The 14882-nt window shown below is 56.6% G+C and carries 13 protein-coding genes and 1 pseudogene; 12 read left to right on the plus strand and 2 right to left on the minus strand.

The features are described 5' to 3' along the window. Window positions 1-41: 41 nt before the first annotated feature. The gene (locus P0D84_RS29805; RefSeq protein WP_408342559.1) at window positions 42-464 is read left to right on the plus strand and encodes an MFS transporter; all 423 of its coding nucleotides are present in this window, start codon (window positions 42-44) and stop codon (window positions 462-464) included. On the opposite strand, the gene P0D84_RS29810 is transcribed toward P0D84_RS29805, so the two are convergent. Next, window positions 451-741, minus strand: coding sequence for a hypothetical protein (locus P0D84_RS29810; RefSeq protein ID WP_408342561.1), 291 nt, complete (start codon window positions 739-741; stop codon window positions 451-453). The genes P0D84_RS29805 and P0D84_RS29810 overlap by 14 nt on opposite strands. Before the next feature lie 105 nt (window positions 742-846). On the opposite strand from P0D84_RS29810, the gene P0D84_RS29815 reads away from it, so the two are divergent. The 10 genes from P0D84_RS29815 (at window position 847) to P0D84_RS29860 (ending at window position 11989) form a co-directional block, all read left to right on the plus strand. Beyond that, window positions 847-984, plus strand: coding sequence for a hypothetical protein (locus P0D84_RS29815; protein WP_408342563.1), 138 nt, complete (start codon window positions 847-849; stop codon window positions 982-984). Between the two features lie 605 nt (window positions 985-1589). After that, complete coding sequence (locus P0D84_RS29820) at window positions 1590-2726, plus strand: alkene reductase (protein WP_408342565.1); 1137 nt, start codon at window positions 1590-1592, stop codon at window positions 2724-2726. A 72-nt stretch (window positions 2727-2798) separates the two neighbouring features. Then, a complete protein-coding gene (locus P0D84_RS29825) occupies window positions 2799-4076 on the plus strand; it encodes a c-type cytochrome (protein ID WP_408342567.1) in 1278 nt (425 codons plus the stop codon). Continuing rightward, window positions 4076-4591 carry a (2Fe-2S)-binding protein gene (locus P0D84_RS29830; RefSeq protein WP_408346131.1) on the plus strand — a complete coding sequence of 172 codons (516 nt, stop codon included), beginning with the start codon at window positions 4076-4078 and terminating at the stop codon, window positions 4589-4591. Before P0D84_RS29825 ends, P0D84_RS29830 begins: the two co-directional genes overlap by 1 nt. Next, window positions 4575-6839, plus strand: coding sequence for a xanthine dehydrogenase family protein molybdopterin-binding subunit (locus P0D84_RS29835; protein WP_408342569.1), 2265 nt, complete (start codon window positions 4575-4577; stop codon window positions 6837-6839). Before P0D84_RS29830 ends, P0D84_RS29835 begins: the two co-directional genes overlap by 17 nt. After that, window positions 6836-7978 (plus strand): FAD binding domain-containing protein, encoded by a 1143-nt coding sequence (locus P0D84_RS29840; protein WP_408342571.1) that lies wholly within the window; start codon window positions 6836-6838, stop codon window positions 7976-7978. Before P0D84_RS29835 ends, P0D84_RS29840 begins: the two co-directional genes overlap by 4 nt. A 227-nt stretch (window positions 7979-8205) precedes the next feature. Then, a complete protein-coding gene (locus P0D84_RS29845; RefSeq protein ID WP_408342573.1) occupies window positions 8206-8691 on the plus strand; it encodes a VOC family protein in 486 nt (161 codons plus the stop codon). Then, entirely contained in the window at window positions 8691-9920 is a 1230-nt protein-coding gene (locus tag P0D84_RS29850; RefSeq protein WP_408342575.1) for an FAD binding domain-containing protein, read from the plus strand. The genes P0D84_RS29845 and P0D84_RS29850 overlap by 1 nt, the downstream gene beginning before the upstream one ends. Window positions 9921-9995: 75 nt before the next feature. After that, entirely contained in the window at window positions 9996-10358 is a 363-nt protein-coding gene (locus P0D84_RS29855; RefSeq protein ID WP_408342577.1) for a DUF485 domain-containing protein, read from the plus strand. After that, a complete protein-coding gene (locus P0D84_RS29860; protein ID WP_408342579.1) occupies window positions 10355-11989 on the plus strand; it encodes a cation acetate symporter in 1635 nt (544 codons plus the stop codon). The genes P0D84_RS29855 and P0D84_RS29860 overlap by 4 nt, the downstream gene beginning before the upstream one ends. Window positions 11990-12028: 39 nt before the next feature. On the opposite strand, the pseudogene P0D84_RS29865 reads toward P0D84_RS29860, so the two are convergent. Next, window positions 12029-12784 (minus strand): annotated as a pseudogene (locus tag P0D84_RS29865) (cytochrome d ubiquinol oxidase subunit II); the annotation flags it as partial. Between the two features lie 828 nt (window positions 12785-13612). On the opposite strand from P0D84_RS29865, the gene P0D84_RS29870 reads away from it, so the two are divergent. Beyond that, on the plus strand, window positions 13613-14686 hold the full coding sequence (locus tag P0D84_RS29870; RefSeq protein WP_408342581.1) for a zinc-binding dehydrogenase: 1074 nt from the start codon (window positions 13613-13615) through the stop codon (window positions 14684-14686). The last annotated feature ends 196 nt before the right edge of the window (window positions 14687-14882 follow it).

Raw genomic sequence — 14882 nt, forward strand, 5'->3', positions numbered from 1 at the left:
CTCAAGCGGCACCGACCAGGTCTTCAGCATTGACTTGAACAATGAATCGTCTACCGTCTGCGAGACCCGGTCGCGAGCGCCGGGTTCTGCTCGCCGGCGCGATTGTTCTTCTGGTCGAGGCACTTACACCGCTTTGCCACACCTCCTCCATCTTCATACTTCTCCAGACACTAGCGGGGTTGTCGTCCGGCGTCTTTGTCATCCCGATTACAGTTTGGTTTGTGGTGAGAAGTCTTCCTCCGAACCTCGTACCTTTTGGCATCGCTGCGTATGAGATGAATCTCGAGATGTCGCTGAACATTTCGGCGACGTTGGAGGGCCGGTACAGCGAACATATGAGCTGGCACTGGATTTTCTGGCAAAACGCTGTGCTTGCAGTACCGCTTATCCTTTATCTGCTGACGTCGCTTCCGAAGGAGTCGATCAAGCAGGATGTGCCAAAAGGAGAGACTATTCTGGAATGATGCTTGGTGCCGGGGGCTTAGCGTTCATTGCGTTGCACTCGACCAGGGCGAACGGTTCTTCTGGTTTCAGTCGCTTTTTCATCACCATACGCATATTCTTCGGCGTTACCGCGCTGGCCGCTTTCTTCATATACAAGCTGTTGGCGAAGGATTCCGGCATTGCCTTCTCGTACCTCCTGAAGCGCAACGTGGCAATCCTCGTTTTGCTTGTCGGTCTGTTCAGGTTCTCGTCCTTAACACCCGTTTCGTTGCCCCGATCTTTCAGGCCAGCGTCCATAACCTGCGTCCCCTTCAGATAGGCGATACCTTACGCTGGATAGCAATTCCCCAGATTTTCCTCGCTCCGTGTGTCGCTTTTCTGCTGCTGCACATGGACGCGCGAATGGTCATCGTCATTGGCTTTTCCACAATCGCACTCGCCTTTGCCTTCGGTACGCAGATCACTTCCGTCTGGACAGAAATCGACTTCATACCGTTTCAATTGCTGCAGAGGATCGGGCAAACCATGGCGTTGACTTAGGTCATCTATTTCTTTGCGAGGCATGTCATCATGGTCCACGCGCTCACATTTGGAGCAATCGTATAAATGATGCGCCTGTTCGGTGGACAGCTTGGCACGACTTCAATCGCGGTAACCCAACGCATTTTGGAACAAACCCGCTCCAATCTCCTTGGACAGCTCGTAAACCTCTTTGACCAGGAGACACTCTCCCGAATCAATGCGCTTGCCCGAGTAGCGCATAGTTCGACCTATAGCGCCAGTCAGGAGGTCTTCTCCCTGAAGCTTGCTATCCTGAAATCAGCAGTCCGAACGCAGTCGATTACGCTAGGGTTGGCTGATGTCTACAGGGTAGCAGCAGTATGCGCTGTGGTCGGCGTGATTCTCGCTCTGACTCTCAGACCGCCGCCGGTACCGTAATTGTTGGCATGGCAAATAGTAGCTCTCCAGATGCGAGATCGAACGGGGATCGCCGTCTTAATTTTGCTGAATCGCCCGCAAGATTCACGTGAGTGAGTGCCGAGCCGTCTTATACTTTTCTGGACTATCCCACTAAGACGCCCCGGGAGCACCACTTCTGCCTTTGAATGTGCGTTCACTCGCGCACTTCGGCCTATGGAGAAAATATGTCCGCCCTGCTCACCCCTCATCAGATATTTGGTCTATCCCTCAAGAACCGGGTTGTGATGGCTCCGATGACGCGCTGTCGCTCGAAGATGAACGGACTTCCCAATTCGCTGATGGCTCAATACTATGAGCAGCGTGCGTCGGCCGGCCTCCTTATAACGGAAGCCACAAACGTCAGCGCGATGTCTGCGGCATTTGAGCTCGCTCCTGGCATCTACACCGACGAGCAGATGGAAGCATGGAAGTCCATTGTCGCGCGTGTGCACGCGGCCGGAGGGCGCATCTTCATGCAGCTCTGGCATAGCGGACGGGTCAGTTCATTCGCGCTGCTCGACGGTCAATCCCCTATATCGCCGTCCGGGATAAATGACGACCTTGAGCAACTGCAGGTCTGGGGGCATTTGCAAAACGGTCATTACACGAAAATTCACGCAACGCCGTCGCGAGAAATGACGACGGAGGAAGTTGCAGACGTCGTGGCATGTTTCAAAGCGGCCGCGAAGCGCGCTCACACGGCCGGTTTCGACGGCGTGGAGGTGCACGCCGCAAACGGATACCTGCCCCATCAGTTTCTATCGTCGACGACCAACGTCAGAACCGACAGATACGGGGGATCAGTTGAAAAACGTGCCCACTTCCTGCGCGAGATTCTTGAGCAGGTAAGTGAAGTGTTGCCACTGAACCGAGTTGGCGTTCGGATATCGCCATTCGCGCTCTACAACAACGTCCGCGATGGCAATCCCGAGCAGACTTACACCTTTGTGTCCAAGATGTTGCAAGAGTTTGGCGTCGCATATGTCCATGCTGCCGATACGAACGGATGGGTTGGCAAACCAGATCTGTCCAAAATCGTCTCGATCGTGAGAAGCGGCTACGACGGCACACTGATGGTAAATGGCGGGCTTACGCTCGATGAAGGCGAATCACTTATCGAGAACGGGACCGCGCAACTCGTGGCTTATGCACGGGCCTTCATCGCCAATCCCGATCTCGTCGAGCGAATTGAGCACAAACAGTCGTTGTCGACCGCAAATGCGTTCGGGTGGTACGGCGGGGATGCGGCCGGCTATACCGACTATCCGACGCATGCAGGCGAAAAGACTACGCCCGGTGGCCTTGAAATCGGCGAATTCTGATACTGACAAGGTCGTCACCATAGGCAGACGGCAGCGGCAAGCTCCGTCTTCTTCTTTCAGGCGAAACAGAACATGGGTCGACGATCCCTGCCCGGCTTCATTCTTGGGCTCGTTGCTGGAGGATGTATTCTGGCAGTTGCGCTCATGTATGAGCCTGCCTTTGCCCCGGTTGAACCGCCGCCCGTGAACTCATTCGACGCTGGCTTGCGTGCGCGCGGTGCAAGAATTGTAGCGCTGGGCGACTGTGTCGTATGCCATACGGCGAAGGACGGGAAGCCCCTCGCCGGCGGCCTGCCACTCATCACACCGTTCGGTACCATTTATACGACCAACATTACACCAGATAAGGTCACCGGTATCGGTTCATGGTCGTTGGAGGCATTTGGGCGAGCCATGCGACATGGAATTTCCAGGGATGGACATCATCTGTACCCGGCATTTCCGTATGTGCATTTCACCCGTGTCCCGGATGCAGACATAGACGCTGCATATGCGTATTTGATGTCTCGTCCACCAGTCAGTGCGAAGCCACCGATGAACGAGCTCATGTTTCCGCTCGGGTTTCGCCCGTTGGTAGCGTTCTGGAATCTCCTCTTTCTACAAGATCGCAGGTACGTCGAAGAGACGACCAGATCGCGAGAATGGAATCGCGGAAAGCTGTTGGTGGATGGCTTGGGGCATTGCGCCTCCTGCCACTCGCCGCTTAACCTTGCCGGGGCGGAGAAAGCAAGCCTCGCTTTTGAAGGGGGCCGTGTCGATGGGTGGGACGCATACCCATTGATCAACCTGAACAATTCGCCTGTGTCGTGGACAAAGGAACAACTGGTGACCTATCTCCGGACAGGTATAGCCAGCCAACACGGAGGCGCAGCCGGGCCGATGCTTCCTGTTACGCAGGAGCTCGCAACGACGCCCGAAGAAGACGCACAGGCCATTGCGCAATACATACTTTCCTTACAAGAACCGCAGCAAAAGAGCATAGCGATCAAAACGCGACTCGACGGGCGCAACAGCTCGAGCGTTGCACAAGGTTCAATCATTTTCGCCGGGGCCTGCGCGGCATGCCATGGGATGGCGTCACCGATGCAGTCAATCGGCAACCGACCGTCACTTTCGCTGAGCACGGCCGTCAACGCTGACAGTCCACGCAACGTGATCCAGATGATGCTGAATGGGATTGCCTGGCACCAGACGGCTTCCGTAAATTACATGCCAGATTTCGAAGCCGACTTTAGCAACGAGCAGTTGGCTGACATCGCGGCCTATGTGCGATTCAACTTCTCCCATCGGCCGGAGTGGCCTGACGTCAGCAAGACCGTGAGCGAAATACCAAGGGAGAGAGCACGGTGATCATCCAGCTATCGGTAAACGGCGTCACTCATTCAATTGAAGTAGACGCGTCCATGCCTCTCCTGTACGCGTTGAGGAACCGGCTTAATCTTAACGGAGCCAAGTTTGGTTGCGGATTGGGTCAGTGCGGGGCATGCACAGTTATCGTCGGCGATCGTCCGGTCTTCTCGTGCCTCCTGCCTGTGTCGGCGGTAGGCTCCAGAAACGTTCGTACCATCGAAGGACTCGGCTCAGCAACCAGCCCCAACGCCTTGCAGGCCGCCTTTATCAAGCACCAGGCGGCTCAATGCGGGTACTGCATTGCGGGGATGATCATGCGTGCCCAGGCATTGCTCGACAAAAATCCGCATCCCACTGAAATAGACCTCAGGGCTCATATGGAATTCAATCTGTGCCGCTGCGGCACCCATATGCGCATTCTCGCCGCCATTCGAGAGGTTGCCGGCACATCACAAGAACAGGCCCCGAGCAGCCAAAGGCCGAAACTGGAGTCTAGCGATGGACAAATGCGATGAGGAGTTCAGCGCTGCGCGTCGGCACTTCCTTTCATCCGGAGTTCTCGTCGTGGGGTTCAGCCTGCTGCCCGGCTCCCAGCTTCTTGCCCAGCAGGTGGTTGCGGGCGAAGGGGCAGTTGTGCACATTGGGAAGGATACGCAAAATCTGGCGGGTAGCTTGAAGACCAATCCGCTACTGGATGCATGGATCAAGATCACGCCTACAAACCAGATTACCGTCTTCACAGGCAAGGTCGAGCTAGGAACCGGCGTGCGGACTGCTTTGCTTCAGATTGCAGCCGAGGAACTCCGCACGGCGCCGTCGCTTGTCACGTTCCTGACTGCCGACACACTGCTGTCGCCAGACGAAGGCCTAACCGCAGGCAGCCATACGATTGCAGACAGCGGGACAGCCCTTCTGAACGCGGCAGCGCAGGTGCGCGGGCTGCTCGAGGGGGCCGCTGCGAAGCGGCTGAACGTCGACGTCTCGCAGCTCGTGGTTCGCGATGCACGAATCACCGCTTCCGATGGTCGATCAATGACATTTGGAGACACCCTACAGTACGTTGACCTGCACCGGAATGCGACCCAGACCTCCCCGTTGAGTGACCCCAAAACGTTCAGACTGATCGGAACGCCGATGCAGCGCGTTGACATCCCGGGGAAAGTCACGGGCGGCTCAAACTACGTGCAGGACTTGAAGATGCAGGACATGGTCCACGCTCGCGTGGTACTACCGCCTGTCTACGGCGCCCCGTTGGTCCAGACAAACGATCATGCTGCTTTGTCACTTCCAGGGGTTCTGGCGGTGTTCCGGGACGGCAATGTCCTCGCAGCAATCGCTCAAGACGAGTGGCAAGCTATAGTCGCGCAGCGCGCCCTGTCTGCGGTCACCAAATGGGGCATTGGGCGGACGCTTCCCGCGCCGGAAAGCGTCCATGACCAACTCAAATCTATCGCCACCGAACGCATCGAGATTGCGAACCAAAACGGGCCGTCAGCTCCGGCAGCACACACGCTTAGCGCACGGTATATCAAACGCTATCTGATGCACGGCTCCATCGGGCCGTCCTGTTCAATCGGCCTGCTTAAAGACGGCACCCTAACGGTCTGGACTCATTCGCAGGGCGTCTATCCACTACGCGACGCATTGGCAGAGATGCTCGACATGCCGAAGAACAGGGTACGTTGCATCCATGTTGAGGGTTCCGGATGCTACGGTCACAATGGAGCAGACGATGTCGCTGCGCATGCCGCGCTTTTCGCTCGCGCGATGCCGGGACGGCCGGTTCGCGTGGTGTGGATGCGAGATCAGGAACACACCTGGGAACCGTATACGCCGGCCATGGTGACCGAGGTGAGCGCGTCGTTGAACACGAGCGGGCGGATTGTTGACTGGCAGTACGCGTTGTGGAGCAGCTCTCACAACGAACGCATTGTGAATGCCGGCCGGTTGATGCCGGCAACACAGCTTGAACGGCCTTTCGTATCGGCGCCTTCAGTGCCAATGGTCCAGCCCGAAGGCGGCGGAGACCGCAACGCGATCCCGCTGTATGCTGTGCCGAACATACGTGTAGAGAATAACTTCTCACCGACCATGCCTCTGCGGACGTCCGCACTGCGCGGGCTGGGCGCACACATGAATGTGTTCTCAATCGAGAGCTTTATGGACGAGCTTGCGATGGCCGCACATGTAGACCCGGTTCAGTTCCGCCTGAGCCACCTGGATGACCAACGCGCTATCGACGTGATAAAGCTCGCTGCAAAGAAGTTTGGATGGCCCCGAGCTCCACGTCACCCTCGTGCCGGCGTGGGTTTCGCATTCGCAAAGTACAAAAATCTTATGGCTTACGTTGCGATTGCAGTTGAGATATCCGTCGAGCCCGAAACAGGAACAGTTCACCTTGAAGAGGCGGTCGCAGCCGTCGATACAGGACAAATCGTCAACCCGGACGGGGTGAAAAATCAGATTGCGGGAGGTATCCTTCAGTCAACGAGTTGGACCCTGTACGAGGAACTCCGCTTCGACACTCAGCGAATCCGAAGCTTTGACTGGAGCACCTATCCAATCATGCGGTTTTCGCAGGTCCCTCAAACAGTGGCTGTCCATCTCATTGATCGACCGGGAACGCCATTCCTTGGTGCCGCTGAAGCGGCGATGGGCCCTACCGCCGGCGCGCTTGCTAACGCCCTTTTTAACGCGACAGGCAAACGTCAGCGAGCCCTCCCAATCGCTGGCGACCGATTGCGTGCTCAAATTAACCTATGAAAATCATCATTGCAGGCGGTTCCATTGCCGGACTTTCAAGTGCGCTAACGCTTGGTTGCGTTGGGCATGACGTCCATGTCTACGAGCGCTCCGAAACGCCTCTTCGCGGCAGAGGCGGTGGCGTCGTAGTTCTGCGTCACATGCTGCGATTCCTCGAACAGCATGGCCATTTTACCCAGGAGATGATTAGCGTTCCCACGCAGCTGCGTCGACGCATCGGAACTGACGGCCAGTTGATCAGCGAGGAGCCTGAAAAGCTGCCGTTTTCCTCATGGGACTCCGTGTATAGGTCGCTGTGTTCCATGCTTCCCGCTGATCAGATTTCCTACGGCCAGGAAATAACGGGCTACACCGAGCGGGACAACGGTATTGAGGTTCATTTTGGCGCAGGAAACAGCATTCTTGCCGATATCCTCGTCGCAGGGGACGGAGGCGGCTCAAGGATCCGTGCCAAAGTCTTCCCTGAACATGTGCCCACATACGCCGGCTATGTCGCATGGAGAGGTATCGTTGACGAATCGACATTCGCCCCATCTTCGATAGAGACACTCGTCAACGCTTTTACGATGTTCCGGGAATCCGGCCATATGTTCATGGCCTTCCTCATTCCTGGCATCAACGGATCACTCGAACCAGGACGCAGGCGATTTAACTGGCTCTGGTATCGAAACGAGAATGATCCGTCGGTAATGAATAAACACCTCACCGACAATCTTGGCCAACTGCACCACTCGTCCATTGGCCCGGGCAGACTGTCATCCGAGTCAATCTCGGAGCTCTGTCAGTTAGCGAGGGAGTTCCTGCCCGCCGTCCTCCAACAACTCGTAAGAAAAACACAGCAACCCTTCTTTCAGTCCATCTATGACGCCCTGAGCCCGAGCTTTTCACTTGGGCGCATTGTGCTTGTGGGTGACGCAGCATGCACCGTACGCCCTCATACTGGCTCCGGGACGTCGAAAGCAGCGGACGACGCCATTTCTCTTGCCGAAGCACTTGGACATGAGTATGGAAATGAGGTGCAACCGGCCCTTCAAAGCTGGGCCTCACGTCGACGCGAAGAAGTCGAAAAGCTGCTTCGCAAAGGCCCTGAACTCGCCGCGCTCTTTGGATTGGGGCACAACAGCACCGCGAACTTCTAGACTAGTCACGACTGCCGCAACAGCAGCCACGCGTCCCATCCGTTGCGCCTGGCACATAGATAACATCGCCATGGCGATGCAAACTGGTCGATTACCCAGTTTCCTGCAATAGTCCTCACCGCGCACATAGGGTATATACCTCCCCCAGCGGCCTTGGCTATGTACGTATCTTCGCCTACAATTTATCACACGATCACTAATCGATCGATAAATTGTAGGAGGCGGCGATGCCCATCACGAAACTTGCGCACTACTCAATTCGTACCAACGATTTGCAGAAGTCCTGCCGTTTTTACGAGCGAGTACTTGGATTCAAAGAAGGCTACCGCCCGCCGTTCGATTTTCCCGGCGCGTGGCTCTACAAAGGCGGTGACGAGAACGACTTCGGAACCGTCCACATTATCGGCGTTGATCCCAACAACCCCGAAGGCCTTCTCGCCTACCTTGGGGACAAGGACCTGCCGGAAACCGGCACCGGCACTGTGGACCACATCGCTTTTCTCGCAACGGGGGTCGCAGAAATGTGGAAAACCCTCGAAGCCGAGGGTATCGCGTGGCGCGACCGTACCGTGCCTAGCCTTGGATTGCATCAAGTGTTTATCGAGGACCCTTCCGGGGTCACAATTGAGTTGAATTACCCTGCTTCTGAAGTAGCACATCTGAAAGTCCCACACGCGGCTGCAGTTGAAGAAGCATCGAAGGCTGGAGACTGATGATGAATGTTATTTCCTCACGCCCGAGCGCCATTATAGTCGGCGGCTCTCTGGGTGGACTTTTTGCGGCGAACCTGCTTAGCCGCAACGGTTGGCAGGTAGATGTGTTCGAGCGCGTGCCCGAAGAACTCGCCGGTCGTGGCGCAGGCATCGTCACTCACCCAGAATTGTTTGACGCACTCAACGCAGCTGGTGTCGAGATCGACGACAGCATCGGCGTCCATGTTCAGTCGCGTGTCACTCTTGCGCGCGATGGCAGTGTAATCTCAGAGCGTGAGATGCCCCAGACGTTGACCGCGTGGGGCAAGATGTACCACGTTTTGAGATCCGCTTTTCCGACCGTGAACTACCATTCCGGTGGCACTGTGACGTCGGTTAAAAGCGAACCCACGTATGCGTCGGTGACTCTCAGCGACGGAAGCGAGCATCGCGCCGAGCTGATCATCGCAGCAGATGGATTCAAATCTGCGATACGCGACCAGTTCCTTCCTGATGTCAAGCTGCAGTATGCAGGATATGTCGCGTGGCGCGGGCTCGTCGACGAAGCAGCACTGACGCCGGAGACGCGTGACGCGCTGTTCGAGAAGTTTGCATTCTGCCTTCCCGCTCATGAGCAGATTCTGGGCTACCCGGTCGCCGGACAGGGCAACAGTATCAAGCCGGGTGAGCGTCGCTACAATTTCGTCTGGTACAGGGCAACCAGTGAAGACGAAGGTCTTCCGGATCTCTTGACCGATTCGTCTGGCAAACGTTGGGTTGGCGGCATTCCGCCGACTTTGATTCGGCCTGATGTAATCGCCGCCATGGAAGAAGCCGCGAATACGCTCCTCGCGCCGCAATTTGCCGAAGTAGTAACGAAGGCAACCCAACCCCTCTTCCAGCCCATTTTCGACCTGGAAGTGCCTGAGATGGCATTCGGGCGTATTGCGTTGCTCGGAGACGCTGCATTTGTCGCGCGGCCGCACTGTGGCATGGGCGTAACCAAAGCAGCAGGCGACGCCATGGCGTTGGTTGAGGCACTGAACCATAACAGCAGCATTGAAGCAGCTCTGGCTGAATACAGCGCCGTACGAACCCAGTTTGGTAGTGCGATTGTCCAGCACGCCCGCCATCTCGGCGCCTACATGCAGGCGCAACTGAAAACCGATACCGACCGTGAGATGGCCGAGAAGTACCGGACTCCCGACGCAGTAATGCGTGAAACGGCAGTTTCACCCCGCTTCCAGTAGAAGTTCAAGGTAGGCCGACGGAATTCAGTCGGCCTTCAACCGCACCCATCATAACAATACATGCAAGGAGACAGCATGGTACATACAGCTTCCGCGCAACCAGGCGATGCATCGCCACCAAGCGCAGCCTACGTCGTGGCCGTTAATCCGATCCTGCAAGACCCGCGCTTCCAGGTGCTGGTTCATCGTCGTCGCACATTCGCATGGTCGCTCACCGCGACGATGCTTATCGTGTACTTCGGATTCATTCTGACACTCGCGTTCTCGCCGCAAACGCTCGGACACCCGATTTCATCGGGCATGCCGTCGACGTGGGGAATTCCGGTCGGTCTGGGAATGTTCGTTTTCACATTCCTGCTGGTCGCCATCTACGTCTTCCGGGCAAACACAGCGTTTGACGCGGCTATTGCCGAAATCAAGCAAGGAGCACAAAAGTGAAACGACTCAGCCTGCTCACGATTTTATTGCTCAATGCTTTGCCAGCACTTGCAGCAGCCCCCTGGCCAGCCGCTCAGGCGCACAACCCGATTGCAATCGGCATGTTCCTGGTTTTCGTGGCCTCGACCTTGTTCATCACCCGTTGGGCAGCCAAAAAGAATAACAGTGTGTCAGACCACTATGCGGCCGGTGGCAACATTACGGGCTTCCAGAATGGCTGGGCGATCGCCGGCGACTACATGTCAGCCGCCTCGTTGCTCGGGATTTCAGCCCTTGTTTTCACAAGCGGCTACGACGGCCTCATCTATTCGATAGGCTTCCTGGCAAGCTGGCCCATCATCCTGTTCCTCATTGCAGAGCCCTTACGCAACCTGGGGCGTTACACGCTGGCGGACGTCGTCTCATACCGCTTGCAACAGCGCCCGATTCGCGCGTTTGCAGCATCGAGTTCCATCGTTATCGTGCTGCTGTACCTCGTTTCCCAGATGGTCGGAGCAGGCAAGCTAGTTGAGCTGCTGTTCGGCTTCAACTATATTGCCGCCGTGCTGATTATCGGCGTTCTGATGGTTGTGTACGTGTTTTTCGGCGGCATGCTGGCAACCACATGGATTCAGATCATCAAGGCGGTGCTCCTGCTCGCTGGTGCGGCATTCATGGCCATGATGGTTCTTAGCCGGTTCGGCTTCAGCCTGAACGCGCTGTTCACTCAGGCAATCAGCGCCCATCCCAAGCATGCAGCGATCATGAGTCCAGGTGGCCTTGTCTCCGACCCGATCTCCGCTGTATCACTCGGATTGGCTCTGATATTCGGCACAGCCGGCCTTCCGCATATTCTCATGCGCTTCTTCACGGTCGGCGACGTCAAAGCTGCGCGCAAGAGCATTCTGTACGCAACGGGAATTGTCGGTATCGGCTACGCGTTGATCATCATTATCGGCTTCGGCACCATTGCACTCGTCGCAACAGACCCTGAGTACCATACCCCGTCGGGTGCCATCATCGGCGGCGTGAATATGGTGGCAATCCATCTTGCACATGCGGTGGGTGGAAACATCTTCCTGGGTTTCATATGCGCAGTGGCGTTCTCGACGATTCTCGCCGTCGTCGCCGGGCTTACACTCGCGGGTTCGTCGGCCGTGTCGCACGATCTTTACGCCAACGTGATTCGCAAAGGAACGGCAACCGACAGCGAAGAGATGCGCGTCTCGAGGATGACAACGCTTGCGCTCGGCGCGCTTGCAATCCTGCTCGGCATCGTCTTCGAAAAGCAGAATATCGCCTTCATCGTCAGCCTCACGTTTTCGATTGCAGCCAGCTCGAATTTCCCTGTCCTTCTGCTGTCGATCTACTGGCGGGGTCTGACGACTCGTGGAGCAGTCTGGGGCGGCTCGCTTGGCCTGGCAACCGCCGTGATACTCACCATCTTCAGCCCGACGATCTGGGTTCAGGTGCTGGGCCACGCGCACGCCATCTACCCGTATGAATATCCGGCGCTCTTCTCAATGATCGTGGCGTTCGCGGCTATCTACGTTTTCTCAGTGACGGATAGATCAGCCAAGGGTGCCCATGAGCGCAGCCTCTTCGACAACCAGTTGGTTGATTGCGAACTGGGTCTGATCGCCCGGCATTGAGCCGCCAAGGGTCATCAAACGGCGGCTTCCGTGGTCCTGTTAGTGATAGGACGACTCTGGAGTGTCGGTCTTGCCGCGAAAGACCCAGTAGCCGGCGGTTGTGTAGGCAATGATGACCGGGATGATTATCACGGCCCCATAGAGAGCGAACCGCTGACTCTCTATGGGTGCCGCCGCCTCCCACAGCGTGAGGCTGTCTGGAATCGCATATGGCCAGACGCTGATGAGCAGACCGATATAGCCCAGCAAAACGAGTCCGAGAGCGAGCACGAAAGGAAACGCGTCGTGGTGCTTTCGGACCGAAGCAAAAATCGAGAGCGCGGTAACTGCCACCAGAACCGGTATAGGAATCAGAAGAAAGAGCAGACCGTCTGAGAACCAGCGTTTTGCGATCGAGACGTTGCCAAGCGGTGTCCAAATAGACACCGCCCCCATGAATAAAAGCAGAACGATTGTGAGCGGCCAGACCAGCGCTCTGAGACGCTCACGAAGGTTGCCCTGCATCTTCATAATCAACCAGCAGCAACCTAGTAAGCAATACGTGATCATCAGCCCGAAGCCCGACAACAGGCTAAACGGCGTCAGCCAGAAAAATGCATCGCCCGAGAACGTCTGATCCTTTACGGGAATACCCTGCAGATAGGCGCCGAGAATGATTCCCTGGAACAGGGATGCGCCGGCCGACCCCAGGATAAAAGCAAGGCTCCACAGGTTCTTGGTACGTCCCGCCTTCCCTCGCACCTCGAACGACACGCCTCGAAATATGAGGCAAATCAGCATGAAGATGATGGGCAGGCAGCCTCGCCCAAATCGTGGTGAATGCCTGACAAAGTCCCTAGCGACTTTGTCTTCGGGCGGCGATCCAGGTCCCAAATAGTTTGTGGAAAGCAAAACCGATTTGCGATTCTCCTACATCCATCAGCGATCCAGCCATGTCGCCCTCCTGATTGCAAAATGAGGCGTTTCAGAACCAGAACATCCGCCGCGCCTTGTGTCTCATTGCGTAGACCCCAGATTGGTATGCGCGCACGCGAGATCGCTTCGATAGCACGCCGCTGCACGTCACCGAATGCAGTGGAATCGCCTGTGCCCGAATTCTAATCAAGCGGCGTCTGGATAGAGTGGATATGACGCTGAGAAGTTGTGAGCCGATCATGACACGCTCCTGCATCTTCAGGACAAGCTTCATCAAAGCCTTGCCACTGAAAGTGCCCCGTATTGACGATCTGGTATCCCTTCGCCAGTCGCCCTACAGAGCTGTAGCGGCATTCGCCGCCGTTCAATCCAAGCTTACTAGTTGCTAGCAGGCGGCTCCGTTAATTGTTCTTAACCACACACATCCATTCCGCTTAGGAACCATACTCCTTTAACAGTTCCGCCTACCTTCCTATCGAAGACCTCGATCAACGTAACGCTACCGTGGCGCCGACGCCAGGGTAACCACCCGTCCTAAAAACAGCCCGAAGCGACGATACGGCGATACACTGTAATTGTTCGATCGATTATTTAAGACATCTCACGCCGGAGTTCGGAAATGAAGCCGACGCTCAGGAAACGGATGCTGCGAATCGCGTCGAAGTCAACTCGAGAAACCGGGGTCCCGATCCAACGTAGGAGGTTCAGATGAAAATGATGAAAGCTGCAATCTTTGTGGAACCCGGCAGGATTGCGCTGGACGATAAACCCGTGCCCGACATCGGCCCGACGGACGCGCTGATTCGCATCACCACGACGACCATCTGCGGTACAGATATCCACATCCTCAAGGGCGAATACCCCGTGGAGAAGGGGTTGACGCTTGGCCACGAGCCGATCGGCATCATCGAGAAACTCGGCTCGCAGGTGAAGGGCTACGAAGAAGGCCAACGGGTCCTCTGCTCGGCCGTGACCCCTTGCGGTCAATGCGCATCGTGCCTGATGGGCTTCCATTCGCAATGCGGCGGCAAGTCTGCCGGTGGCTGGAAAATTGCCGGAGGTTGGAAAATCGGCAACTACCTCGACGGTTGCCAGGCCGAGTATTTCGTAGTCCCTGACGCACAGGCAAACCTGGCGCGGATTCCCGACAGCCTTACGGACGAAGATGTCCTGTTGATCCCAGACATCGTCAGCACTGGCTTCTCCGCTGCTGAGTCCGGCGGCGTCAAGATCGGCGACGTTGTCGTTGTCGTCGCTCAAGGGCCGATTGGACTTTGCGCGACCGCTGGCGCTCGCCTGCTCGGCGCTGGGTTGATTATCGCAGTTGACCCAGTCGACGCTCGCCTCGAGAAGGCAAAGACGATGGGCGCGGATATTCTTCTGAATCCAACCCGGTGCGACGTTTTGGAAGAGGTTATGAAGCTCACGAATGGCGTCGGCGCCGATGTCGCTCTGGAATGTCTCGGGAGAGATGAGACCATCGCGACCTGCGTCAACGTCACCCGTCCGGGTGGGGCCATTTCCAGCGTGGGTATCTATTCGAAGGCCATTCCTATTCCACTCGATGGATTTGGCGCAGGCCTCGCTAACAAACGCATCATTACTTCGACCTGCCCCGGCGGCAAGGAAAGAATGCGCCGTCTGCTTAACATCGTCTCAACGGGGCGGCTCAAGCTCGATCACCTTGTAACGCATCGCTTCTCGCTGGACGACATCCAGGCCGCCTACGACCTGTTCGGCCACCAACGCGATGGTGTGGTGAAGCTGGCAGTCAAGCCTTAGAACTTCGCCGGTCAACTCCGCGCCGACTGTCTGAGGGGCCCTCAGCAAAGGGGGCCCTTCCTTCGCGACGATGCAACGTCCGCAACCTGGATGTGTCGTCTGCACGCCCCCAGAACACAACAACGAAAGTCGTGCCATCTCGACATCGTCAGCCGGTTCGTCATCCGCCGGAAAAGGCTATGCCTCATCGCTCCGA

This window comes from Paraburkholderia sp. RL17-337-BIB-A, assembly GCF_046025895.1.
Taxonomy (GTDB): domain Bacteria; phylum Pseudomonadota; class Gammaproteobacteria; order Burkholderiales; family Burkholderiaceae; genus Paraburkholderia; species Paraburkholderia fungorum_C.

Excerpts from the sequence above, each read along its gene's own strand:
- P0D84_RS29805 (WP_408342559.1), top strand. The coding sequence starts at position 42 with ATGAATCGTCTACCGTCTGCGAGACCCGGTCGCGAGCGCCGGGTTCTG.
- P0D84_RS29810 (WP_408342561.1), bottom strand. The coding sequence starts at position 741 with ATGGACGCTGGCCTGAAAGATCGGGGCAACGAAACGGGTGTTAAGGAC.
- P0D84_RS29815 (WP_408342563.1), top strand. The coding sequence starts at position 847 with ATGGTCATCGTCATTGGCTTTTCCACAATCGCACTCGCCTTTGCCTTC.
- P0D84_RS29820 (WP_408342565.1), top strand. The coding sequence starts at position 1,590 with ATGTCCGCCCTGCTCACCCCTCATCAGATATTTGGTCTATCCCTCAAG.
- P0D84_RS29825 (WP_408342567.1), top strand. The coding sequence starts at position 2,799 with ATGGGTCGACGATCCCTGCCCGGCTTCATTCTTGGGCTCGTTGCTGGA.
- P0D84_RS29835 (WP_408342569.1), top strand. The coding sequence starts at position 4,575 with ATGGACAAATGCGATGAGGAGTTCAGCGCTGCGCGTCGGCACTTCCTT.
- P0D84_RS29840 (WP_408342571.1), top strand. The coding sequence starts at position 6,836 with ATGAAAATCATCATTGCAGGCGGTTCCATTGCCGGACTTTCAAGTGCG.
- P0D84_RS29845 (WP_408342573.1), top strand. The coding sequence starts at position 8,206 with ATGCCCATCACGAAACTTGCGCACTACTCAATTCGTACCAACGATTTG.
- P0D84_RS29850 (WP_408342575.1), top strand. The coding sequence starts at position 8,691 with ATGATGAATGTTATTTCCTCACGCCCGAGCGCCATTATAGTCGGCGGC.
- P0D84_RS29855 (WP_408342577.1), top strand. The coding sequence starts at position 9,996 with ATGGTACATACAGCTTCCGCGCAACCAGGCGATGCATCGCCACCAAGC.
- P0D84_RS29870 (WP_408342581.1), top strand. The coding sequence starts at position 13,613 with ATGAAAATGATGAAAGCTGCAATCTTTGTGGAACCCGGCAGGATTGCG.